The following is a 24,035-nucleotide window of genomic DNA, read 5'->3' on the forward strand; positions in this document are numbered from 1 at the left end:
CGTTACTTGCTTTTAAGTTGAGCGGTCGAGCAGCGTATGGATGTGCGGCTAATTGTGCGACGTAGAACGTCTCGGAAGACGAAGGCGGCGACGTTGTTGTAGTTGCGATAGAAGTCGGATAAGTCGTCATTAAAGAATTGGATGATGCGCGCACGGAATACAGGGTAGATCGCTGCTTTCCCGAAAAACCTAACCACCTTTACAGAAAGAAACAGCTTATTCGTACGAAGCGCTGTTTGATATAGCCCCACGATTTGAGCAGGCGTGAAAGTACGACGAATTGGTTTTACCAGCGTGCCCCCTGTCGTCCGCACCTTCACATGCAAACGAACCGCGCCTACCGCCACGCTTGCCACGAGGAGCGTTGCTAATGCTCGTGCCTTGCGCAGCCCCCGCACACGCAGTGCGATAAGAAAATCGCCGCTTGGCAGCTGCTCCAACGGTTCTACCGTAACTAACGGATCATTGCCGACTGAATGCTTGATAAGGTTAAAATACTCCAATTGCGGCGGAGATAGATGAACCTGCGCTTTATTTCGTGTAGCGGCAACAACCATCGTATTCCTCCTCGCGATTGATCAATGTCCCATACAATAAAAGGCTGCAAGGATGGATGCCCTTCATTGTATGGAAAGCTGTAATCGACGGGAAGGGCACATACCCTGCCTCAACTATAGACTCCCATCAGGAGACTGTACGATCTGTTTCACTCGTCCGACTTGGCCGTCAGCCAGTCTAACTTTGATGCCGTGAGGGTGTTGAGGTGAATTCGTTAACAGGTCTTTGACGATGCCTCGTGTCGTTCGGCCTGTGCGCTGATCCTGCTTCAAGACGATATCGACCTGCATGCCTGGCTTGATGTTTGCTCGAATGGTTCCATTGGTGCTCATTTGTATATTCAATCCTTTCACGCTTTGAGTATATATGGACTGCATAAGAATATCAGGTAGAATGGATATCAATCCATTCCACAACAAGCATGGTTTGGCCGAAACCCGCTGCCGCCATAATCGTCGTTAATCGTACAGACGAGCTTTCGCCAGAACTGCTCTTTCTAATGTCGTTAATTAAATTGTATAACATGCCAATTGGCTTATACAATTATTGAGATATTATAATGACCGTAAGACGCTGCAATTCCATACATAAGAACGATTAAGCGCCCACTCAGTACGCACTCAGCCAAAGTTCAGCTAGAAGTCCGATAATAAAGATTAAGATCACTTACACAAGTCCTAAGATAGCGCAAGCCTTCTCATATACGTACGAACCTGCAACTGCACACCAAGGAGGAACCATCTATGAAACCGATTCCCGGCATTCGCATTCTGCTGGTCGATGATGAACCGCATATTCTGCAATTTCTTGAGCTTGGCCTTGTGAACGAAGGCTTCGACATTCGCACAGCGCCGGATGGCATGACTGCGATTACGCTCGCCCAGCAGTTCAATCCCCATATCGTCATTCTCGACGTCATGATGCCGGGTATGGATGGATTCGAAGTATGCCGCATGTTGAAAAAAGGGGGCAGCGAGATCGCCGTCATCATGTTGACCGCGAAGGATGAGGTCGACGATCGGGTGAAGGGGCTGACGATTGGAGCGGACGATTACCTGGTGAAGCCATTCAGCTTCGACGAGTTGCTCGCCCGCATTCGAGCGAGGCTTCGCAATCAGTTCCCGATGTTGTTCGGCGAAGTCGCCATCGGACCGTTCAAGATCGACGACCGCCGCAAGGAGATCGTATACAACGGCCAAGTGCTGGAGCTGTCCCCTACCGAATACGAGCTGTTGAAATATATGGTGACCAACCACGGTATCGTATTAAGCAAAGCGACGATTCTGGATAAGGTATGGGGTTATGATTTTGGCGGCGAGGAAAATATCGTCGAAGTTTACGTCCGCTCGCTGCGTGACAAACTCGGCGACAAAGAGCATCAGTTAATCCGTACGCTGCGCGGCGCAGGCTACCGGGTTGATCTGTCATGAGCGCGCGTGGAGGGCTTCATAAGCTGAAACAACGCTTAACGACGAAGTCGCTCCGGTCGCAGCTGCTTGCCCGGTCGTTATTCATAATAGCTGCTCTGCTCATTCTGATCGGCGGCTTGCAGTATACGTTTATGCGCGATTTCTTGTATCGCAATCAAGCCGAAGCGATGATGTCGGAGCTCCGCAACATGCCGCGCGATCTGTTCGGAGGCGGCTGGTCGATGGGTGATCTGCCCGGCAAGACGCATAAAGAAAGCGATTGGAATCATGAGGACAACACCACGCATGGTAATACTTCCGGCGATGGGACGCAGATGCCGGGCACCGTTCCTAGCTATGATGGCAACAATGGCAGTCGACCTGACAATCCGGTGTTCTTCATGCTTGATAAATCGATGGCGATCATCGACATTGACGGTGCCTATACAGACGTAACTGCAAGCCGTGGCATCGCTTCTCCCCGCTTGACCGATGCGCAATATGATGAGGTACGCGAGCAAATGGGTCACCAGCGCGAGGTCCAATACCGTGTTGCGACATCCGCGGATGGCACCGAACAACTGCTTGTATTCACGAATACGAGCCCGGGATCCAATGCGATTCTTCAATTGGGGCAAAAGACGGCTCCGCTCAAGGACGTGCTGATCCGTCAGGTATCGATCTTCGCAGGACTGTCTCTACTCGCACTGATCGGCGGCATTCTATTGTTCCTGCCCATCCTGCGACGAACGCTGCGGCCGCTCAATCGGATGGTCGAGACCGTGGCACGGATCGATGCAGGCAGCTTGAACGAGCGTTTCCCCGCTGTGCAGGGCCAGCTTGAGATCGACCGGCTTGCGGAGTCGTTCAACGGCATGCTGGAGCGGCTCGCGCTCTCATTCGAGGCCGAGCGAGAAGCCAAGGAGCAGATGAGGCGTTTCATCGCTGACGCATCGCACGAGCTGCGGACGCCGCTCACCTCGATTCACGGCTTCATCGAGGTGCTGCTGCGCGGAGCAGCGGATCGCCGCGAACAGCTGTATCCCGCGCTGAACAGCATGCATGGCGAATCAACGCGCATTAAGAAGCTTGTTGAAGATTTGTTGACGCTCGCCAAGCTCGACCGCGCACCGCAACTTCATCTGTCTGAGGTACGGTTCGACCGACTCATGGAGGAGATGGAGCCGCATCTGCACATGCTGGCTGGCGATCGCGAGGTTCGCTTCCATCTGGATAAGAACATACTCGTGAAATGCGACGCGGACAAAATCAAGCAGGTCGTGCTTAACTTATTCCACAATGCAGTGCAGCATACGGACGCGTCCAACGGCGTTATCGAAGTATCGGTCCATACGAAAAACGGGCAAGTGGCTTGCTCCATTCGTGACAATGGCGTAGGCATCGCTGAGGAACATGTGGCGCATGTGTTCGACCGCTTCTATCGCAGCGACACTTCCCGTACGCGCAAGCAAGGCGGCGCAGGTCTTGGCCTCGCCATCTCGCAGTCGCTGGTCGAAGCGCACGAAGGCACGATATCCGTTGAGAGCGAGCTCGGCGTCGGCTCGACGTTCACATTCACGCTCCCGCTGCTGGACAGCGGCAAATAAGAAGAAGAAAGGGACTGACTTCGCGTCAGTCCCTTTCTTCTATGGTTGGCTGCAGCCAGCGGAACCATCGACCGTGCCCGTCCGTCTGCGCGATCGTCGATAGATGCTCCTTCCCGCCGATATAGCAATCCAGATGCAGGTACGTGTCCGACATATTGTTGTACAGATGGAACACGTCTCGCTCGCCGCCCAGCTTCTGAATATAAGCTTCGAGCGCAGCCTTGTCCTGCGGACTGAGCTGGTTCGCAACATGGGTATGGAACACGCAAAGTGCGGACTCCTCGCTTATCCTAGACGCTAAGTCGGGGAGCAATGCGATGCCGTTACCCTCGATTAGTATTGGCGGATGCCGTTTGATATGCGCTGCTGCTTGATCGAATCGGTCAAGTCGATCCGTATGCTCCGGCCAGATAAGCGCTCTTAACCAGAGGTAATCATCGGGATTGGTCAGGTTGTTCACGTGCAAATCCAGGCCTATACGATCGGAGACTGGCGGACTATGCTCCGACAGAAACGGAATATATTCACCGCGAATTTCGGATGGAATGACAAAATCGGACTGCTTATTTCCATACATCTGTCGATCGCCGTAGCTATATCCATAATGATCCCACAATAGCTGCAAACCAGCGCTTGTGCCGATCTCGATCAAGGCCAGCGGTTTGCGCGCCATAGCGTAAATAGTGCAAAAGCTCGGATACAAATAAGCGCAGCGTCTTACTTCGTTCGTTTGCACTAACCTGCTGTTTAATATTTCAATGATCTCCTGCTCATACTGCTCACAGAAGGTTGCAAATTCATAAATCGCATATGACGGTTCTAATGTTTGCTCGACAGCGATATTCGGATAATAAGCCGCCAGCGGATGTTCAATTCCGCTTAATAGCAAGTAATGCACCGCTCCCAGCAGCATATTCGGTACGGGCTGATCAGGTCTTGCATGCGCTGCCAATTGCAATAGCGCCGGATTTCCGGCTATGCCTAATGCAAGATAGCCATATAACTCGCTTGAGCCACGGCATTCTCTCGCGGCGAATAGCCGGAATTGCTTCGCTAATACCTCCAAACGGCTCACCTCGATTCCCATCTGTTGCTTCCAGCATAATACGAATCGAATAATAATTAAAACTTAACGTTTTTATTAGTTCGATAACGTTCGTTTATCGATCGCTGGCAGGATGGTCGGTACAGCCTGCTATCGCTTTCTAGTACACAGCTGTGCCTCGGTTAGTCTCCTATGCCTAATTGCTTCATGAGCCATGGCTTAATGAGCGGCAGAACCGTAGTCGGCTGCATCGCCTGCGTATGGTCCATATGGCTCCCTTCAAGTCGTTCAATGTCCCAGCCATGCTGACGGAGCTGCGCCGCATTCTTCAGTAGTTGACCTGCGATATCTACCGTCTCGTGCCCGAACGCTTCCCCGTACACAATCGTATCCTTCTCCCCTGCAAAAGCTAAACGCGGCATGTTCAACTGCGACTGAATGCTGCGGTCATCGAAGCCCGCAAGACTCTCGTACAACGTCACAAACTGCTGCGTCACCAACGGGTTAATCGTCACCTTGATGTTGTTCCAATCGATCTCTTCCGGTGCCATCGTGCTTGTGGATTGCGGAGCAGCCTCTGCTTGATCAGCCAGGTTCGCCATCGCTTGCCGATGGGTATGACGTGTCACGGCGAGCATCTCCTCATACGGCCCGCCGTAAGGTGGAAAGCCGCCCATGATCAAGCTGTCGAGCCGATCGGTACGAATGGCGAGCTGCAATCCGGCAAGCGCCAGCCACGAGTAACCGTAATAGCTGAAGCGGCTAATATTCATTTGGTCAGCAATATGAAGGAAGTCGTTTGCGATATGATCGGCCGTAAGCTGTTTCGCAGGATGCTGAAAGAGATGCCCCTCGTAATCAAAATAGAGAACTTGAAACGCGTCCGCGAGTCCGTCCACCAAGTGCTTGCCCAGTTCAGGATCGACACCCCACAGCTTCAGCGTCTCCGCCTCCTCTCCGTAGACCGATCGTTTCGCTACAGGAAGCATGATGATAGGACAAGCCGTATCACCGGCCAAGCCGACCTCAATCTCCGAATGATTCGATAGCCGGATTCGTTGGATCGATGGATGCAATGCGCTCACTCCTTAGCGGTTATGGTTATAGCTCCATCGTATAACATTCATGCAATCTTTCGGTTCGGCAGGTGGAGAAGCTTGATTTCGTTGACGAGATGGTTGACAATGTTGATGCAGCACTTGAAGGTTTGACTTGAAGGTATAGGAGTTAACATGATGAATGACAAATATACGCCGTTACAGATTGCCGAGCAACTGCTTGTCAGTACGACGACGCTTAGGCGGTACGAGGAGCAAGGATTGATTCCGGATGTGCCGAGGACAGTCAGCAATCGCAGATGTTACACACCCTTGCACTTGCAGGCATTCGTAACGATTCGCGCCTTGCTGCGGGGTTATGAAATTCCGGTGGCTTATGAGGTCATGCGACTAGTAAACAATGAGGGGCTGTCGGATGCGCTATGGCTGCTCAATCAACAACAGTACAAGCTTCAATCGGAGAAGCAGCGCGTCGAAGAGATGTTGCGCATGCTTCGTGATACGAACTGGACATCGTTCGAAGGCATTCATGCAGAAGATACGATGACGATCGGTGAGGCAGCGCGAATTGCACGGGTCAATGCATCCGCCATTCGGCATTGGGAGCAAGAGGGGCTTATTGCGTCGAGACGGAATGAGGAGAACGGGTACCGCGTCTTCACACTGACGGAGCTGCGCAAAATTGTTCTGATCAGCAGCCTGCGCAAGACGGTGTATTACATAGACAACATGAAACAATTGCTGCAAGAGCTGGACACCCAGCACTATGAGCAGGTGGAGCAATCCGTCCAGCTTGCCTTGCAGAAGCTGAATGGTCAGCTTCATTATCAGTTCGCGGCTATCGCGGAGCTGATGAAGTATGTAGAGATGCGCAGGACGACAGCAGGGTGATAGTGATGGCACTCGTGCATGCGCCCCACCCCACCTCTGCTGTTTGGCTGCCGCATTCACTCCTGTTATGATCTGTTCAATGCTCGCTCCCGCTTGCCGATCGTCTGGTCGTAGCGAGCGATTTTGTCATCCAACCGATCCAGCACCGCCTTGATCACTTCCATTCGAGCCGCCAGCGACTGCCGCTGCTCTTGCAGAATCTGTTGTCTCGCCTCCACCGTGTCGTCACCCTGTTGGAATAAACGTACATACTCGATTAAGGACTCGATCGGCAGACCAACGCCACGCATGCATTTGATAAATTCGACCCAGCGGCAATCCTCTTCATTGTAGTCCCGAATGCCGCTCTTATTGCGATTAACATGTGGAATAAGTCCAATGCGCTCGTAATAACGCAGCGTATCTTGGGACAAGTCATAGCGTTCGCTTACTTCTGCAATTAACATAAAGTGGTTCACCTGCCTTCGGGAAAAATGAAGAACGCCCTATCTCGAACGTTAGGGCGTTCTTGCTGCTTATTCGGACAACGCGCCGACAACCGGATGCGGAACGTATAGCTCCTCCAGCGATGCGATTTCTTCCGCCGTCAGCTTAACGGATAATGATGCTATCGCATCGTCGAGATGCGACATTCGGGAAACGCCGATGATTGGTGCTGTGACCGGCTGTTTCTGCAGCAGCCAAGCAAGTGCGATCTGCGCACGAGGAATGTTACGCTGCTCGGCAATCGTCGCAAGCCGTTCTACGATCGGACGGTCCGCCTCCATCATCGCATCGTATTTGGAATGCTGTGCCTGATCCGTCTCGAACCGATGGGTCGTCTCCGACCAATCGCGCGCCAAACGGCCGGAAGCCAGAGGGCTGTACGGTATAACGCCGATCTTCTCCGATCTGCACAGCGGCATCATCTCCCGCTCCTCTTCGCGGTAGATGAGATTCATATGATTCTGCATCGCTACGAACTTCGTCCAGCCGTTCTTCTCTGCAACATGCAGCGCCTTCTGGAACTGCCATGCATACATCGCGGAAGCGCCAATGTATCTCGCTTTGCCCGCCTTCACTACATCGTGCAGCGCCTCCATCGTTTCTTCGATCGGCGTATTATAGTCCCAGCGATGGATTTGGTACAGATCCACGTAATCCGTCCCCAGTCGCTTGAGGCTGTTATCAATTTCATTCATAATCGCTTTGCGGGATAATCCTGCGCCGTTAGGGCCTTCACTCGTCCGGAAGAACACCTTCGTTGCAATGACGACCTCATCCCGATTCGCGAAATCCTTGAGCGCTCGTCCCGTGATTTCCTCGCTAGTTCCGCCACCGTAGACGTTCGCGGTATCAAAGAAGTTAATGCCAAGCTCCAGCGCTCTGCGAATAATCGGCCGGCTGTCTTCTTCGTTCAGCACCCAAGGGTGCGTCCAGCGCTCGGCAACGCCGAAGCTCATCATGCCTAAACAAATGCGGGATACATCCATACCTGTGTTGCCAAGCTTTACATACTCCATTCGATTACTCCTCGCTCCCTGTAACTGGTATCTGTTATTATCCTAACAAGAGCATTCTACCCTCTGGAGTTCACTCCAAGTCAAGGTCCAATCGACTCACCTGTGCAAAAAGGTTGTCCGGGCACTCATTTATTTTATAGTTGTCCGTTTCTTTTGCCCCTGATCTTCCGTTATTATAGCGAAACCATTTGAAAAGAAGGAGTGTTTGCTCATGCCCACACAAACCAAAGGATTGGCTGTTGTCCAATGGCCAGTCAAAGATCTCGAACGATCCTTAGCTTGGTATCAGAACATGCTGGGCGTTTCCCTCACCTTCCCCTACACACCTGGCGACGATGCCGCATGGCTGAATCTAGGAAATGTAGGCTTCGGGCTTGTTCAGACTGCCAACGTTCCGCAATTGGATTACCAAGATATTCACGGTGCTTGGCGGCCGCTTGTTCAATTCCAAGTGGACAATATCCACGATGTCCATCAGTCGCTTCGCGATCAGGGGATTGAGGCGAGCGATATGCGTTTCATCCGAGGCGGCGGTCACAGCTTCACAATTATCGATCCGGACGGCAATGCGGTAAGCCTCTGGGGTGGTTGGCCGTCTGAGGATGAGGACGAAGTCGAGCAATAGAGGTAATGGGGTGGACAAGCAATTTCATGGCAAAGGCGACCGCAGAGGGGATCCGTCCGGTCGCCTTTGCTATATTTTACATAGCTGCAACTGCTAAATCTCCACTGCGAACTCTCCGACGTACACCGCTGTGCCTGTAATCGTCACTTCGCTGCCATTCATTACTGTAACCTCGACTCGGCCGTCCCTGCCAATCTCCTGTCCCTGTTCAACGACCAGATTCAGCGTAGGTTCAGATCGGATATGCTGTGCGAAGTAGGCCCCCATCACACCAGAAGCCGTCCCCGTTACCGGATCCTCGATTGTGCCCGAGAACGGCGATGAGAAATGACGTGCGTGCATATGTGCGGCGGAATCATACGTTTCGAGGCAGAAAGGATGTACCGACGACCGAGGCATCTCTTGCAAAATCGCCGGAAACCGCGCGTTGTCCGGCTTCATCCGCTCGCATGCAGCAAGGCTGGCGACGGGTACGATGAGCGTCCATGTTCCCGTGCTGCCATACACCGTAGGCATGTCGGCTGCGATATCTTGCTCCTCGATTCCAATCGATTGAGCCAACTCCGCCAGCGAACCGTTGAACGGTTGAAACTGCGGCGCAGCCTGCATCATCGTAATCCGAAGCACATTCTTCTCGCCTCTATGCAGCCGAAGCGGCAATACGCCAGCCAACGTCTCAATCGTTAGTTCGGTTCGATCGCCTAACATCCCTCGTGTCGCCAGCGCATAGATCGTCGCCATCGTCGCATGTCCGCATAGATTGATCTCATGCCCGGGTGTGAAGAAACGAATTCTTAGGTCTGCAATATGGGAAGGCAGCGGAAATGCCGTTTCGTTGAACCCTACTTTCTCCGCTATGGCAAGCATCTGTTCTTCGGTCAAATGTTCGCCGTCAAGCACAACGCCCGCTGGGTTACCCTGATTCGGAATCGTACTGAATGCATCATAATGATAGACGTTGATGATTGCCACAAGCTCACCTCACTCGATTATTAATCCTTCGGCTTCCACTTCTCCACCCACTGCTCCATCTCATCAATCACGCGGCGAAAATCATGCCCTTTGCTCGTCAGTGAATACTCGACTGTCACCGGAATCGTTGGAAATACCTCGCGTCGCACCATACCGGTCGCCTCGAGATGACGCAGCGTATCGGTCAGCGACTGCGTCTTCACGACCTTCACATTGCGCAGCAGCTGCTTGAACCGCTGCGGACCTCCGGTTAGCTGAGCAATGACCATGAAGCTCCATTTCGCCCCCAGAATCGTGAGCGCTTCGCAAATGTTCGGAATCGCTTCATTTTCGCCCGGATCAGGGGATTCTCCATGTGCTGGTTGCTGTTCCACTAATAATACCTCCTCTACTTACCGTTCGGTAAGTTGGTCAGAATAACTGGATTAGGTCAGAATGATTTGCCTTCTTACTATATTTTAGTCAATTACTTATAATCATTTCCATAGTCAATTGGAAGGATGATGGAGATGAACAAAGTATACCTTATCGCGCTTGGCGCCTTCTTCGCCGGGACAGCCGAACTTATCATTTCGGGCATTCTGAGCATGCTTGCAGCTAGCGTAGGGATTTCGATCGCACAAGCCGGGATGCTCGTTACAGCCTATTCAATCGGATTTGCAGTCGGAACGCCGATCCTTATTGCACTGACGTCCCGCATAAACCGCAAACGATTGATGATGGTTTCCCTGCTGGCTTTCTCCCTTAGCAACCTGATCTTTGCATTCAGCAGCCATTACGCATTTCTCATGTCGATACGCGTGATTGTCGGGATTAGCGCAGGTGTGTTCTGCGTCATTGCCCTCGGGTCCATTACGAAGCTTGTTCGGGACAATCAACTAGGCAATGCGATGGGAACGATCGCGCTTGCCTTCAGCTTCTCGATGGTGCTGGGCGTACCTATCGGCGCTGTCATGTCGAAGCTATGGGGATGGGAGTCGATTTTCTACGCGCTGGCCATCGGCGGCCTATTCGTTCTCCTCCCACTGCAGCGGAGCCTACCGGATATCCCAGCAGATAAACCCGAACCTTTCCTACAGCAGTTCACGGTATTGAAGAATGTATCGGTAGCCGGTCCTTTGCTGCTATCCATGCTTCTCGGCGCAGGCAATTCGGTTATGCTGACGTACATTGCGCCGTTCGTTGAGCACGCCCTGAAGCTGTCATCCGATGCACCAAGCGTTGTTCTACTAGCCGTAGGCGTAGTCGGCATCGCTGGCTCCAAGCTCGGCGGAATCGGCATTGACCGTTACGGAAGTGTACGAATGATGATCATTGGCCTTTCAGGTTCATTCTTATCCTTAGTCGCCATGCCCTTATTCGCTGACATTTCCCCGGCAATCAGCTTAGCGCTGATCGGCATATGGGGCTTCTCGATATTCAGCGCTGTCCCCGCCGTTAACGCCTACATTGTCCGTACCGCGCCAAGCTCTGTTAGCTTCATTCTAAGTCTGAACACTTCCGTTACTCATCTCGGCCTTGCGATTGGCGCAAGTGCAGGAGGCTGGCTCGTGAGGCTGAACGATAAAGCTAACGCGTTATACCTTCCTTGGCTTGCATCTTTGTTCGTCCTGCTCGCATTGACAGCGGCTGTCCTGTCTGTTCAGAACCACAAGATGCGCGTTCGGCTTGTTCAAAAGGTTCAACAGCGTTCGACGAATTAACGGCGGCAGCGGCTCACTGTGATAGAGGGAGCAGCATGCAACAGAGCAAAACAAAAAGCCCGATCCTCAAGATCGGGCTTTCCCTATTAACGAACCATTTGGTTAACAGCGCTGAACAGTGCTTTGACCGACGATGTCATGATGTCCGCGTCGATGCCGCAGCCCCAGTACACCGTACCGTTCGATGCCGTGATGCCGATATACGAAGCAGCTTGCGACTTCGAACCGATCTCAAGCGCATGCTCCTTGTACACCAGGTCGGAATAATCGATACCCAGATGCGTCTGCAGTGCATTGTTGATTGCATCGAGCCGACCATTGCCCGATCCTGCGATTTCCAACGCTACCCCATCCGTACGAATCGTAACGATCGTCTGGAAGTCCTGCTCATCTTCTTCCGTGAAACGGCATTTCACCAGCTCGATAGGCGCCTTCAGGTTCACATATTGGTTCTTGAAGATGTCATAGATTTCTTCCGGCATCAGCTCTTTCTGCTGCTGGTCGGATACGTTCTTCACGCAGTAGCCGAAATGCTCGCGCATCTTAGCAGGCAGATCGAGACCGTATTTCAGCTGCAAAATATAACCGATGCCGCCCTTGCCGGACTGGCTGTTGATGCGGATAATGTCGCCTTCATATTCTCTGCCGATATCCTTCGGATCGATTGGCAGATAAGGAACCGACCATTTGTCGCTCGACTTCTCTTCGCGCCATGACATGCCTTTCGCGATCGCATCTTGGTGCGATCCCGAGAATGCCGTGAACACGAGTTCGCCGCCGTACGGCTGACGCTCGCCGACCTTCATCTTCGTCAGACGCTCATACACCGCGATAATGGCTGGAATGTTGTCGAAGTTCAGCTTCGGATCCACGCCATGCGAGTACATGTTCAGTGCCAGCGTAACAACGTCAACGTTACCTGTACGCTCGCCGTTGCCGAACAGCGTGCCCTCGACGCGCTGTGCGCCAGCCAGTACGCCGAGCTCTGCGTCAGCAACGCCCGTACCTCTGTCGTTGTGCGGGTGCACCGACAGAATAACGCCATCGCGATAGCTCAGGTTCTCGCTCATATATTCGATCTGGCTTGCATAAACGTGCGGCATCGACATCTGTACCGTCGCCGGCAGGTTGATGATGGCCGGATTCGCCGAAGTCGGCTGCCATACGTCGAGCACGCGATTGCAAATCTCAAGCGCGAATTCAATCTCCGTACCCGTGAAGCTTTCCGGCGAATATTCGAACTGGAAGTTGCCTTCCGTCTCTTCCGCACATTGCTTCAGCAGCTTCGCGCCTGTGAGGGCGATCTCGATGATCTCTTCCTTCGACTTGCGGAATACTTGCTCGCGCTGCGCAACGGACGTCGAGTTGTACAGATGGACAACGGCTTTCTTAGCGCCTGCGAGCGATTGGAACGTTTTGCGAATAATATGTTCACGCGATTGGGTAAGCACTTGAATGGTAACGTCGTCCGGAATCAGGTTCTGCTCGATCAGCGTGCGCAGGAACGTGAACTCCGTCTCCGATGCTGCCGGGAATCCGACTTCGATTTCTTTGAAGCCGATATCGACGAGCATTTGGAAATACTCCAGCTTCTCCTCCAGGTTCATCGGTACGACCAATGCCTGGTTGCCGTCGCGCAGGTCCACGCTGCACCACGTTGGCGCTTCCGTGATATATTCCTTCTGCGTCCATTTCAAGCTTGTCACCGGCGGCATGAAATATCCTCTGGTGTATTTGTCAACATTCTTCATGGCGATCCACCCTCTCATTCGTATCTGCAGCTGGCACGTTTATTATGAAAAAACAAAAAGCCTTCCATCTCCATTAACAGAGACGAAAGACTGTGTCTTACGCGGTACCACTCCGAATTCATGCCCTCAGGCATGCACTCTACGGATAGGGGTCTGCTGCATCATTCGCATACACACGAGCTATCCTCCTGCTGATAACGGTCAGGTTCCGGCTCCGCTTACTTAAGGTTCAGCGAGCAACTCCAAGGTGAGTTCAGATTTTCTTCGCGGCTGTTTCGCACCAACCAACAGCTCTCTGAGCGCTTCGAACAATCGTACTAGCCCTTTTCAACGTTCTTGAATATTTAGATCAAATTATATACCACCAAAGCCCCGAAATCAACCATCAAACCCGTCGATCCATCCGATAGTGCTCCGGCGTAACGCCAACCGACTTCACGAACGCCCGATAGAAGGCGCTCCCGCTGGAGAAGCCAAGCCGCAGTCCGATGTCCGTAATGGAACGATCTGTGATCGTCAACAGCCGCTTCGCCTCGTCGATTCGCAGCCGCAGCACATATTGATAAGGCGTAACCCCGAAGGACGATTTGAAGCTTCGTATAAAATGAAACCGGCTCTGCTTCGCGATCGAAGCAAGGTCCTCGATCGTGATCGCATCCGTGTAATGCGCATGTATAAATTCAAGCACCTGCGTCATATATGCATCTACGCCAAAGGCGGCAATATGAGCCTGCGCAGCTGCGCTGTTATTGTCCCTATGGCTGCCGGACAAAGCGTCGCATAAGTAGGTGAATACGTGCTCCTCCGTCTCATCCTGCGCGAGCCGATCGTTCGGATCATGGGTCATCAGCGCGCCAATCCATTGGTGAAACTGCGCCGCAAGCTGCGTCCGGTCGAACTGCTGCCGAAGGTCAAGCTCAAGCGAATCTCTGCGCGCGAACGTTTCCAGACCCGCCTGCCGCACCTTGAAGATCACAACGCCAGCCTGCTCGCCAATCTCGAACACATGGCGTTCCCGCGGATGCTGGACGAGCCCGCTTCCATCGGACAGCCGGTAGCTGCGATTCTCTTGTATGAAATCACATGTGCCATACATCGGCACTGTAATCTGAAAATCATCCTCATGCATATGCGGAACGTTCGAGAACGGTCCATCTATCCGCCACAGTTCCATCCGCGGCGTCGTAATTTGAACGATCATCTCTCTTCACCCGAATTCATTATAGCAATAATTGCGCATTCGCCAAGCAATTATCGCAAAGACGGGCCGCAGCGATTCCGATACGATAGGAAAAAACGAGAAAGGTGATCGCAATGTCTCAACCTGCTGTGGCCGTGACGACTAGACAGACGGCCAATTTCGTCTTACTTGGCGTCAGCATGGCGCATTTGCTTAATGATGCCATGCAGAACGCAGTCCCTGCTGTTTTTCCTATTTTTCAACAATCGCTCCACCTCAGTTACGCCCAGATCGGCTGGGTCGCCTTCACGCTGAACATTACTGCTTCGATCCTTCAACCGCTGATCGGTTATTACACGGATCGCAGGCCGATGCCAGGGCTGCTGCCGCTTGGCATGGTGTTCACGCTGCTCGGGATGATTGGACTTGCCATCTCCCCAGGACTTGGCATGCTGATCCTCTCCGCCGCGCTTATCGGCATCGGTTCCTCCGTGCTTCACCCGGAGTCGTCGCGCGTCGCGCATCTCGTCGCCGGCAGCGGCAAAGGGCTCGCGCAGTCCATCTTTCAAGTCGGAGGCAACACCGGTCAGGCGCTTGCGCCGCTAATGGTTGCCTTCATCATTACGCCGCAAGGACAGCATGGTTTCCTGTGGTTCACACTGCTAGCCGTCTGCGGCTTTATCATTCAATGGTATGTCGGCAGATGGTATGGGAACCATATGCAGCTTCGTGCAGCAAGCGGGAAGAAGGCTGCTGCTGTCTCGAGCAGCGATCGGCATTTCTCCCGCGGATTCATCGTATTCGTGCTTGGGATTCTGATCGTACTGCTCTTCTCCAAATTCGTCTATATCGCAAGTATGACGGGTTATTATTCGTTCTACTTCATGGAGAAATACGGCTTGTCGCTGGAACGCGCGCAGGTATCGTTGTTCGCTCTGCAATTCGCAGGTATGGTCGGCACGCTGCTGGGCGGACCGCTCGCGGATAAGTTCGGACGTAAGCGAATTATCTGGTTCTCGATAGCCGGCACGGCGCCGTTCTCTCTCTGGCTCCCTTACGCCAGCCCGATCGACGGATCAAGGCGAATGCTTCCTCCGGATGCTCGCCTTCCTTGGGCAGCGCCAGGTACGACCCGCCCCAATTGCCATATTGTTGCGGCCCAAGCTCAGCCAGATCCCATTTGCCGCTTGCTGTGGGAGCGGTATTGCGCATGATGCCTGTCATCCATGGCGGCGCCAGCATAACGGCGAAGCTGCCTTGTTCGAGCCCCATGCCCCACTCCGGCAAATAGGGCTCTATACCGGCGGAAAGCCCTAGACTGGCGGCTTTCATCGTGTAGTCCCAAGCCTTTCGAACTTCGGCGTTGTCCTGCAGAATCAATCTCCCGCTCGTTTGATCAAAGTACTGCTCCCCCAGTTGGCTGAACATTAACCGGTACATCGTTCGCAAACTGTTGAACATCTTCGTACCGATCTTCTCCTTCAGCGTCTTGCCGACTTCGATATAATCGTCCCAGCTGCTCAGCAACCGGGATACCGATTCCCGATCGGATGGAAGTCCTGCTTTCTCGAATAAGTCGCGCCGATAAGCGAGCAGAATCGGACCGATATCGGTTGGCAGTGCGAGTAGAAATGAATGATCCGCGTTTTGCGCGTTAATCCATTTCCAATCCAGATACTCCCCCGCAAGCGCCTTCGCCCCATAATCGTACAAATTATAGAAGTGGGAGGAAAATCCTTTGAACCGGTCGATGAACGTGCCTTCAATCACGACCACGTCGGGAGCGCCGTAGCCTGCCGCGAGAGCCGTCTGAAGGTTGCTGTGAACATCGGCATATTGGGCGGTCACAACGCGAATCTTCAATTCCGGATGATCACGGTCATACTCGGCGATTAGCGGTTCGAGTCCTGTACCCGGCAGAAGCCAGACCGACAATTCGATTGGGCGATCTTCTTGCAGCGAATCGACCTCCGACACCGGTACAGCCGAACACGCCGTTAAAGCAGCGAACATCATCAGGAGGGCTATGTATATCCATTGTCGCATGCTACATCCCTCCTTCGCTATCCAGCGGCAGTACGATCTCGACCCGCAGCCCGCCTTCCGAGCCTTTCATCAATTTAATTCCATAATCCTTCCCGTACACGAGCCGGATTCGCTGATGCAGGTTGGCCAATCCCAATCCGGAATGGAGCATTGTCGTCGCTGCCATGTCGTCTTTCGGATCAAGCGCTCTAGCCATCTCGTCCATGCTCATGCCAATGCCGTTATCTTCGACCGCAAGCAGGAGCCCTTCCTCCGTATGCCGAATCTCGATACGAATGTGCCATTTCCGTCCTTTTACCGTTTCGAGCCCATGCGATATCGCATTCTCGACAAGCGGCTGCAGCAGCATTTTCATCATTTTACACGGATATAACGCCTCATCCGTCTCGATGATCACCTGCAGCTTCTCGCCATATCGGGCTCGCTGAAGCAGTAAATAACGATCCAACTGGTCTAGATCTTCTCGAACGGTTACGAATTCAGAGCCAGGCTGAATGCTGTATCGCATCAAATCGCTTAACGTATGCACCATTTCGGCTGCCTTCTCATTGTCATCATTGATCAACTGCCAATAAATCGTGTTCAACGAGTTATAGAGAAAATGCGGCCGGAATTGCGCCTTAAGCGCAATAATCTGCGCCTGCTTCTCCGTCGCCTGCCGACTGGATAAATCCTGAATCGTCTCGTTCAAATGCGTGACCATCCGATTGAAGCTTTCGAACAACGTCGCGACCTCATGGTTGATGAGCCTGCTCTTCGACGGAGTTAGAATGCCTCTCTCGACTCTGCTCAAACGATGGGCGAGATAACGAATCGGCCGAGTAACCGTCCACGCGAAGAACGTGACAAGCAGCAATGCTGCGCAAATCGCAAATATACCGATCCACAAATTGCCCTTCTGCATTTGCTTCAAATCCTTGACAGCGCTTGCAGCATCAATGTAAGCAACCACCGTCCAGCCGCTGTACGAAGATGTGGAATAGGCGACGTACGACGGCTGTCCCTCTTCGCTCCAATTGAACAAACCTTCTTCTTTATTCTTCATTCGCTCGACCAGGAAGGTGTCGGCCGGCGTTCCAATCTTATTGGCATCCATCGAATAGACGATGATGCCGCGCGAATCGATAAATTGGATATTCCGGGTCAAGCTTTGGTCATCCTCTTCAATCACGCGGCGCAGCGTGTCGATGGAGAACATCACGAATAAGTCTCCCAGCGGCTCCAGCGTCGACCATTCATTCAGCTGCCTCGCCCCGATGACCGCATGAACGGTTCCATTGCTCCAGGCTGGCCCGGATACCCATAACATACGTCCGTCGCGAGCATGGATTTCCGAATACCAATCGATCCGGTGCAGCTCCTCCTCCGTGCTCCAATTCAAAGTTAATGCATCATTATGGGAATAGAATTGACCTTTCGAATCGACCAAATGGATCGTTAGTTCAGAGCCGGTAAGCCTCGCCTGCTCGGAAGCGAAGCGGATGATGTCGGCTTTGCCGAGCGTAACAGCTTTCCCCCGTTTTATTGCGGCAAAATGCTGCTGCACCTGCGGACTAAAGGCGACGCGCTGAGACAATCGATCATATTCAAGCAGCATAACATCTGTTTTGCCGCGAATTTGTTTCACGGACTCCAGCATGAATCGCGACGTCTTCTCGACGACGACACGAGAGGAATAATGATAGGAGAAGAAGCTTGTAATCGACAGGATCAGCAGCAGAATGACAGAGAACCCGATAATCAGCTGCGTAAGGATAGATGGTTTGCGGGTCACGAGTGACGCCTCCCACGAGTTGTCGTTGCCACTTAGAACTTATCAGTCTTATACCAGAACAGAGGCAGCGGGAACCAGCCCTGTGGTGCGCCGACCTCCATGTAACGACTATGCTGCGTGAGAAGCAGCTTCTGCGCCTGCTGCTTGTTAAGTATTACTGCATCAGACTTAGCCGTCCGCTCAACGGTCACACCGTTCTCATCAACACGAGCTGTAACAGGCTGCCCGTCCATAATAGCGGAGAATTGCCCGGTGACAAGTCCGATTGTTCGATGTTGCAACGTTAAATATGCTTGCAGCACATTGGCAAAATCCAAAATATTGTACATATCAGACGTCTCGATAGCGTAATCCTCAGCGAACTCGCCGAGACGTCTATTTAGCGCTGTATCATACTCAGGAGAGTAAATGGTAACCCGCTCCACACTCCGTTTGACCATATAAGCTTTGATCGTACGCACAATATCGTCTTGGTGCTCCATCGCGATTTCCGATATTTCGTTCCCCTCATGATTGACGAGAAGATAGCCGATCAATTCGCCCCCCTCCAATACGCCAATTGGATTTAGACGAAATGTCTTAAGGGTAAGGGGCAGCAATTGTTCTTCACGCTCGACATATGCCGGCCTTGCCATATTCAGCTTGTTCGCAAAACTCACCGCACCATCGACTTCAAATAACGGGCAAAAAGACAAGCCATCCGGACTTGCCTCCTTCAACGCATGACGAATGTTCGTCTGCGTTACCGTATGTTTGACTTTCAATCCCCCGACGGTGAAGCCAAAATATTCATAACGTTGGCGTTGGCCGGCTAACACAATCATATCGTAGGAATCTGCCCTCAACGTCTCTAACCAATGGTTCATGAGCACCTTCATATGCCCTTCGCCGCGCGCGCGAGGATGAACGGATACCGTCCCCAAATAGCCGGTTTGAAGCTTGTTATCGCCGACTTGCAGCAATTCCGGCAAGACCGCAACTAAAGCACGCATTCTGCCCTGCTCGTCTACAGCCGCCATATGCAAAGAAGAAGAATCGATCCCCTCGCCGTATACTTTGGGAAGAAGGGCTTCAAAATCTATACCAAAAACGTAGTTGGCGAAATCAATATACGTTTCTCTTTCTTCAGGTTGTGCTCTTCTATACTCAGCCATTGTCACCGTGCTCCTTAACTGTTAAATTGTCTTATTTAACAATTCGGATACGATGGCCAGTCTCCTGCTATTGCTGCAGGATTGATTAAGCCGCAGCTTTCGATTTCTCCCGTTCCCGCTTCCCGGCTCTGAGCGATAAGCCGAAACAGAGAACCAGTACGACACAAGCGAGTCCATATGGGTAGTTGATATTTATATCGAACAGCGCACCCGCTACAATGGGTCCCACGATATTGCCTAGGCTGGTGAACGCTGAGTTCAGCCCTGCCACATAGCCTTGCTGATCCTTCGCAAGCATAGACATCTGCGTACTAACCGCGGGCCGCAGAATATCGGTCGCTAAGAATACGATAAACGTAACCGCGAAGATCAACCAATATTTGTGCACGAACAACGTCAATATAATGAACAAACCTGCGAAGAGCAAACAAATGGAGATAACCCGCCGCTCGCCGAATGTATTTAGAATCCAGCTGAATGCCGTCAATTGAACGACTGCACCCGCAATCGAACCAAATGTTAGAATAAAGGCAATATCCTTCGGCTCGAAACCGAATTTCTGATCGACGAACAGGCCAAATACCGTCTCGAAGTTAGCTAGCCCAAACGACATAACAAACACGATGACCAAGCCGATAAAGTAAGGCTCGCGATACGAATTCATTAACTGCACGAACAGATTGCTGTGTTCTTGGGCTGGTGCAGCCGCCTTATCCGAAGCATTAGACGGTTCCGTTCGAGATTCCCGCAGAAGCAGCATCGTAACACAAGCTGCGAGGAGTCCTGCCACAGCCGCTGCGAAGAACGGCACTCGCACACCAAATTCGGCTACATAGCCGCCAATGCCAGGACCAATAATAAAACCAGTCGTAATGGATGCGGTAATATAGCCCATGCCAGCTGCTCTATCCTCTTCTGAAGTGACGTCGGCAGCATATGCCATAACGGCGGGCATAATTAAGGCAGCGGCAATACCGCCAAGCATCCGAGAGACGAACAGCAGCGTTGACGATTCTGCGATGCCGAACAACCACTCCGATACGGCGAAGACGAACATGCCGATGACGATCATTTTCTTCCTGCCATAAGAGTCAGCCAGCCGTCCGGCCAGCGGCGAGAACAGAAACTGCGTCAGCGAGAAGGCCGCGACAAGCAAGCCAACTGCCGAGCCTGTAATGCCGAGCTCTTCCATGAATTTCGGCATAATCGGTATTGCGAGTCCGATCCCGGTGAATACGAGGAACAGATTTAACATGAGAATAAGGACGGCGCCTTGCTTTTTCAATAAAATGGCCATACGTAAAACCTCCGGATGCATCTTGTTGCTCACAGATACTGAATATTCATTCTAGATTATGACAAAAAAAGGGGGACTAGCTAGCTCGGCTTCGCGATGCCGTGCAGAAACACGTCCATGGCCAGCCGGTAAGCTGCCAATGTTTCCTCTCGTCCCATATAGCGCGTATGATAACTGATCCCGATGAGCAAGCTATCGAGAATCATGGCCTGCCCAGCTACATTCGCCATCGCCAATTCGCCATCGTCGACTCCTTGCTGAAGCAGCTGCTGGTTGAAGTTAAGATAACCTTGGCTCATCTCTTTAATACGTTCCTCGATGTCCGAGTCTTTCTCTGTATTGTTGAAGAACTCATCGATCGCCTTCGTCAACGGATGATTCAACTGGTCAAGCGCAATCATCTCCGCCATGCCGTACAGCTTGTCGATCGTCGTTGAATAAAGCGATTCCTTCTGCTGCCAAGCCTCTTCCCACTCGGCATTCCACTCCTCCACCAAGTGAAGAAAGAGCCCTTCCTTGCTCTTGTAATGATAATAAATGTTGCCGGCGCTGCAGCCCGTCGCCTTCACGATCTCTTCAATTGCAGTCGCCTTGTAGCCCTTCTGCACGAACAGCGCTCTCGCCGCGTCAGCTATTTTCTTCTTCGTCTGCTCGGTCTGCATCTTCTTCTTGTTCATGACGATTCACCTTCATAGAATAATACTGAACTTTTATTCAGTATTATAGCCTGTGATCGACCATTTAGCAAACCTCCCTTGGTTGTTCAAAATAAAAACTCGCTGGCTAATAGCAGGTTTCATGCATCGTGTCATGCCTCCTGCCTATTCAGCGTTCCGATACTGATCGCAGAGAACTGTCTGAGTATTTCGTTCACCGCTCGCCATTCGCTCGCTTCGCATCGTACGATCAGAACGACCGATGCTTTCACGCTTGAACTTGGCGTCGCTTGATTTCCCCTATTAGCGAACGCCTTATTCAGTATGTAACCTATAGTGGCACCAATTGCTAAGCCGATAAGCCCCCATAGGATCGGACCCCATTTCAGATCAAAACCAAAGGAGGCACCTAAGACGGAACAGATCGTGCCGATAACTGCCGCAGCATCGAATGCTCCGTTGCCGCCTCCGCGATGTACGATATGAAGGAGATTCCGCTTGGCCGCCGTCGACTCCATCGGAACGGCAGCGATATGCTTCCTGTCGATTCCATCCCGTTCTAGCGCAAGTATTGCCATCTCCAAATCGTCGGATGGTTCGAATGCGGCGATAATATGCAATGGCAATCCCTCGTTCCCTATCATCTATAGCAGCTGGTAATCAGGGGGCTGTACGTCTGTTCTGAAATACTGGCACTGCTCCCGATCGTACAGCTCATTCATCTCCACCGCCATAACATACGCTGCATAAGCAGCAAAGCAGTACATCGACGGGAAGAAGCTGAACCACTCCGGATCTACAACCGCTCGCGCTTGCTCCAGCGAACCGCGAATCACGAGCACGACGGCCTCCGCCAGATGGGAGTAATACGAGATCCCAATACAGCTCGCCGCTATGAATGTGCCGATCGGCAGCCGCTGAAGATACAAATGGCCGAGTCCAGGGAAGATCAGCGACCAAATCAACGCGCGCCTCGGCGACCGTTTATCGAGCAGCGCGATACCGATCCCTTTCATCGAGAACAACTTAATCGGCTCCGGTTCGCTTTGCGCCAGCAGGCAATGTTTGTTCAGCTCGATTGTTTTGCCGTAGCTGTCCCATATCGCATAGCAGTAAATCGGGATATAGAGAAGCAGCCATCTCGGCACTAACGCTTCCTTGGCCGCATCAAATTTGCCGTTGAAGGAGAATACCATCGCTTCATTGAGATTGACCTTCGTATTGATGAACAATTCCCAAGCGATCAGTACAAATCCTTTCGTATAGTAGCCAAGAAGTAAATGCCCGAATCCGGGAAAAGCAGCAGACCACCATGCAACGACCCAAGGATTGCGCGTCCAAATTTGGTTGATATCGAACCCTGTTGTGATACTCGTAAATCTTCTCGGAAACTTGGATGCCGTCGTGCGCTGCATTGGTTGTCTCATTCCTAATCTGTTATTTTGGGCTGGCGCGAAACGTCCGTGGTTCCCCTCATAAGACCAATAATCCATAGTACGACAGGAATGACTACTCCAATCGTTATGATATAAGGCGGAAAGACAGTCTCATCCCAGTGCTGCATATAGATGACGTTCGGGTAAACAATCTGCGAGAATACGATCATAATGATCGCGCACGGTAAGGTGAGCGTTCGATAGTTGTTCAACCGCAATATTTCCGACAAACTCGTGACCCAGGAATAGAAGTAGAAGGTCGTCTTCATATAAGTTGTTATGAACCACAAGGCCGCTAATATGGCCTCGATCCGCTGAATGAAATTTCCGATGCTTATTTTCTTAACCAAGGCATAGCTTGGAAAAATGCTTCGCATCGTATAATCGGGGCCTAGAATCAAGACACACAACAGCGTAACGAGCACGACACATAGTCCGCCTGCTGCCGCAGCAAGGAAAACCCCCAAGCGAGCCAGCTTCATCTGACGATCCTGCACCTTCGGCAGCAATGCGAATAGGAACACCATTGGCATATAAGCGGTACCTGCAAATATGATTCCAGCCCAGATAACCGATTTCGTACCCGCTTCATAGACAGGCAGCATATTGTCCGCGTTAATCTGTGGCGTCAGGGTCGTGACGAGAACGAAGAATAGAATAAGGAACCACGGAAGCATCAGCTCCGACGTTCTCGCGATTGACTCTAGCCCCATTCGAACTCCCATGACGACAATGATGGCGAACAACGCGCAGGTGAACACAACGGGCGTTCGCGGCAGAAAGTGTATCTGAAAGAAGTTGGATACATAGAACAACACGGCTGCTGTCAGCATGAACAAATACAAGCAATAGATCAGCGACACAACGGTCCCCGCCCACTTCCCAAGCACCGCTTCGCAAATGCCAACAAACGTTTTCTCTGGATGCATGCGCCACAGCAAAACATATAAGCCGACGATCAAAATCCCGAGCAGAATGCCGACAAGCCCCGCGATCCATGCATCCTGCTTCGCAATACCGGCTAACCCTGAAGGGATGACGAGAACCGTCGTGCCGACCGAAAATAAGAAAACAAGCACCATTAACTGACGTCCATTTATTTTGCCGTTATCAAGCAAAGCCATCCCACTTTCTCGATCGTTACTCGAAGGCTTTCTTCATCGATTCGCCTATCGGTTCGAACACGGCCGCTGCCCAATCCAATGGATTCGAAATGGGCACATGCCGTGCCGAGACGATGCTCAGCGAAATGGCCACCAGCATCATCATGCAGAAGGTCCAAAGGTCCTTCTTGAACTTCTTGAGGGAAGGAATCTCGATTAAGAAACAGAATGCAGCTATGACGAGAATCCCTGCAATGGTCCACATGCC

The 24,035-nt window shown here is 52.0% G+C and carries 24 protein-coding genes, 1 pseudogene and 1 other annotated feature; of the genes and pseudogenes, 6 read left to right on the forward strand and 19 right to left on the reverse strand.

The genetic code is table 11. From position 1 onward, the window contains the following. Positions 1-2: 2 nt before the first annotated feature. Positions 3-557, reverse strand: coding sequence for a hypothetical protein (locus H8B09_RS27520; protein WP_191206808.1), 555 nt, complete (start codon positions 555-557; stop codon positions 3-5). A 114-nt stretch (positions 558-671) separates the two neighbouring features. Further along, positions 672-890: a YwbE family protein gene (locus H8B09_RS27525; RefSeq protein WP_191206809.1), complete on the reverse strand. Its 219-nt coding sequence runs from the start codon at positions 888-890 to the stop codon at positions 672-674. A gap of 411 nt (positions 891-1,301) precedes the next feature. Here H8B09_RS27525 and H8B09_RS27530 point away from each other — a divergent pair, with 411 nt between their 5' ends. Both H8B09_RS27530 and H8B09_RS27535 read left to right on the forward strand, forming a co-directional pair. Further along, complete coding sequence (locus tag H8B09_RS27530; RefSeq protein ID WP_191206810.1) at positions 1,302-1,988, forward strand: response regulator transcription factor; 687 nt, start codon at positions 1,302-1,304, stop codon at positions 1,986-1,988. After that, the gene (locus H8B09_RS27535; protein ID WP_191206811.1) at positions 1,985-3,574 is read left to right on the forward strand and encodes a sensor histidine kinase; all 1,590 of its coding nucleotides are present in this window, start codon (positions 1,985-1,987) and stop codon (positions 3,572-3,574) included. Before H8B09_RS27530 ends, H8B09_RS27535 begins: the two co-directional genes overlap by 4 nt. 25 nt (positions 3,575-3,599) lie before the next feature. Here H8B09_RS27535 and H8B09_RS27540 read toward each other — a convergent pair whose 3' ends face one another. Next, positions 3,600-4,649, reverse strand: a complete 1,050-nt coding sequence (locus H8B09_RS27540) for a DUF2332 domain-containing protein (RefSeq protein ID WP_191206812.1) — start codon at positions 4,647-4,649, stop codon at positions 3,600-3,602. Between the two features lie 152 nt (positions 4,650-4,801). Further along, a complete protein-coding gene (locus H8B09_RS27545; RefSeq protein ID WP_224754074.1) occupies positions 4,802-5,695 on the reverse strand; it encodes an alpha/beta fold hydrolase in 894 nt (297 codons plus the stop codon). A 159-nt stretch (positions 5,696-5,854) separates the two neighbouring features. On the opposite strand from H8B09_RS27545, the gene H8B09_RS27550 reads away from it, so the two are divergent. After that, the gene (locus tag H8B09_RS27550) at positions 5,855-6,568 is read left to right on the forward strand and encodes a MerR family DNA-binding transcriptional regulator (RefSeq protein ID WP_191206813.1); all 714 of its coding nucleotides are present in this window, start codon (positions 5,855-5,857) and stop codon (positions 6,566-6,568) included. A gap of 65 nt (positions 6,569-6,633) precedes the next feature. On the opposite strand, the gene H8B09_RS27555 is transcribed toward H8B09_RS27550, so the two are convergent. Together H8B09_RS27555 and H8B09_RS27560 are read right to left on the reverse strand one after the other, a co-directional pair. Then, on the reverse strand, positions 6,634-7,014 hold the full coding sequence (locus H8B09_RS27555) for a MerR family transcriptional regulator (protein ID WP_191206814.1): 381 nt from the start codon (positions 7,012-7,014) through the stop codon (positions 6,634-6,636). Positions 7,015-7,083: 69 nt separating this feature from the next. Further along, the gene (locus H8B09_RS27560; RefSeq protein WP_191206815.1) at positions 7,084-8,070 is read right to left on the reverse strand and encodes an aldo/keto reductase; all 987 of its coding nucleotides are present in this window, start codon (positions 8,068-8,070) and stop codon (positions 7,084-7,086) included. Between the two features lie 211 nt (positions 8,071-8,281). Between H8B09_RS27560 and H8B09_RS27565 the strand changes: the two genes are divergently transcribed. Continuing rightward, positions 8,282-8,695, forward strand: a complete 414-nt coding sequence (locus tag H8B09_RS27565) for a VOC family protein (RefSeq protein ID WP_191206816.1) — start codon at positions 8,282-8,284, stop codon at positions 8,693-8,695. Positions 8,696-8,788: 93 nt separating this feature from the next. Here the strand turns inward: H8B09_RS27565 and H8B09_RS27570 are convergent, their stop codons facing one another. After that, on the reverse strand, positions 8,789-9,667 hold the full coding sequence (locus H8B09_RS27570; RefSeq protein ID WP_191206817.1) for a PhzF family phenazine biosynthesis protein: 879 nt from the start codon (positions 9,665-9,667) through the stop codon (positions 8,789-8,791). Between the two features lie 20 nt (positions 9,668-9,687). Continuing rightward, positions 9,688-9,987, reverse strand: a complete 300-nt coding sequence (locus H8B09_RS27575) for a winged helix-turn-helix transcriptional regulator (protein WP_318152798.1) — start codon at positions 9,985-9,987, stop codon at positions 9,688-9,690. A gap of 189 nt (positions 9,988-10,176) precedes the next feature. Between H8B09_RS27575 and H8B09_RS27580 the strand changes: the two genes are divergently transcribed. Continuing rightward, a complete protein-coding gene (locus H8B09_RS27580) occupies positions 10,177-11,370 on the forward strand; it encodes an MFS transporter (RefSeq protein WP_191206818.1) in 1,194 nt (397 codons plus the stop codon). 86 nt (positions 11,371-11,456) lie between these two features. Here the strand turns inward: H8B09_RS27580 and leuA are convergent, their stop codons facing one another. Both leuA and H8B09_RS27590 read right to left on the reverse strand, forming a co-directional pair. Continuing rightward, positions 11,457-13,121: a 2-isopropylmalate synthase gene (gene leuA, locus H8B09_RS27585; RefSeq protein WP_191206819.1), complete on the reverse strand. Its 1,665-nt coding sequence runs from the start codon at positions 13,119-13,121 to the stop codon at positions 11,457-11,459. A 75-nt stretch (positions 13,122-13,196) separates the two neighbouring features. Next, positions 13,197-13,461 (reverse strand) — a binding site (T-box leader). 45 nt (positions 13,462-13,506) lie between these two features. Beyond that, the gene (locus tag H8B09_RS27590) at positions 13,507-14,322 is read right to left on the reverse strand and encodes an AraC family transcriptional regulator (RefSeq protein WP_191206820.1); all 816 of its coding nucleotides are present in this window, start codon (positions 14,320-14,322) and stop codon (positions 13,507-13,509) included. A 113-nt stretch (positions 14,323-14,435) separates the two neighbouring features. On the opposite strand from H8B09_RS27590, the gene H8B09_RS27595 reads away from it, so the two are divergent. Further along, positions 14,436-15,515, forward strand: coding sequence for an MFS transporter (locus tag H8B09_RS27595; RefSeq protein WP_224754075.1), 1,080 nt, complete (start codon positions 14,436-14,438; stop codon positions 15,513-15,515). Here H8B09_RS27595 and H8B09_RS27600 read toward each other — a convergent pair. The 9 genes and pseudogenes from H8B09_RS27600 to H8B09_RS27640 all read right to left on the reverse strand — a co-directional run. Further along, positions 15,433-16,347 (reverse strand): annotated as a pseudogene (locus tag H8B09_RS27600) (ABC transporter substrate-binding protein); the annotation flags it as partial. The gene H8B09_RS27595 and the pseudogene H8B09_RS27600 sit on opposite strands and share 83 nt — an antisense overlap. 1 nt (position 16,348) lies before the next feature. Further along, complete coding sequence (locus H8B09_RS31130; RefSeq protein WP_191206822.1) at positions 16,349-18,121, reverse strand: cache domain-containing sensor histidine kinase; 1,773 nt, start codon at positions 18,119-18,121, stop codon at positions 16,349-16,351. A 32-nt stretch (positions 18,122-18,153) separates the two neighbouring features. Further along, positions 18,154-19,275 (reverse strand): GNAT family N-acetyltransferase, encoded by a 1,122-nt coding sequence (locus H8B09_RS27610; RefSeq protein ID WP_191206823.1) that lies wholly within the window; start codon positions 19,273-19,275, stop codon positions 18,154-18,156. 85 nt (positions 19,276-19,360) lie between these two features. Beyond that, entirely contained in the window at positions 19,361-20,572 is a 1,212-nt protein-coding gene (locus H8B09_RS27615) for an MFS transporter (RefSeq protein ID WP_191206824.1), read from the reverse strand. A gap of 80 nt (positions 20,573-20,652) precedes the next feature. Continuing rightward, positions 20,653-21,249, reverse strand: a complete 597-nt coding sequence (locus H8B09_RS27620) for a TetR/AcrR family transcriptional regulator (protein ID WP_191206825.1) — start codon at positions 21,247-21,249, stop codon at positions 20,653-20,655. A gap of 131 nt (positions 21,250-21,380) precedes the next feature. Then, a complete protein-coding gene (locus tag H8B09_RS27625) occupies positions 21,381-21,848 on the reverse strand; it encodes a hypothetical protein (protein ID WP_224754076.1) in 468 nt (155 codons plus the stop codon). 24 nt (positions 21,849-21,872) lie between these two features. Continuing rightward, entirely contained in the window at positions 21,873-22,643 is a 771-nt protein-coding gene (locus H8B09_RS27630) for a hypothetical protein (protein ID WP_224754077.1), read from the reverse strand. A gap of 14 nt (positions 22,644-22,657) precedes the next feature. Next, on the reverse strand, positions 22,658-23,788 hold the full coding sequence (locus H8B09_RS27635) for a GerAB/ArcD/ProY family transporter (RefSeq protein ID WP_191206828.1): 1,131 nt from the start codon (positions 23,786-23,788) through the stop codon (positions 22,658-22,660). Between the two features lie 16 nt (positions 23,789-23,804). Further along, the gene (locus H8B09_RS27640) at positions 23,805-24,032 is read right to left on the reverse strand and encodes a hypothetical protein (protein ID WP_191206829.1); all 228 of its coding nucleotides are present in this window, start codon (positions 24,030-24,032) and stop codon (positions 23,805-23,807) included. Between the last annotated feature and the right edge of the window lie 3 nt (positions 24,033-24,035).

It is taken from the genome of Paenibacillus terricola (assembly GCF_014779765.1).
In the GTDB taxonomy this organism is placed as follows: domain Bacteria; phylum Bacillota; class Bacilli; order Paenibacillales; family Paenibacillaceae; genus Paenibacillus_T; species Paenibacillus_T terricola.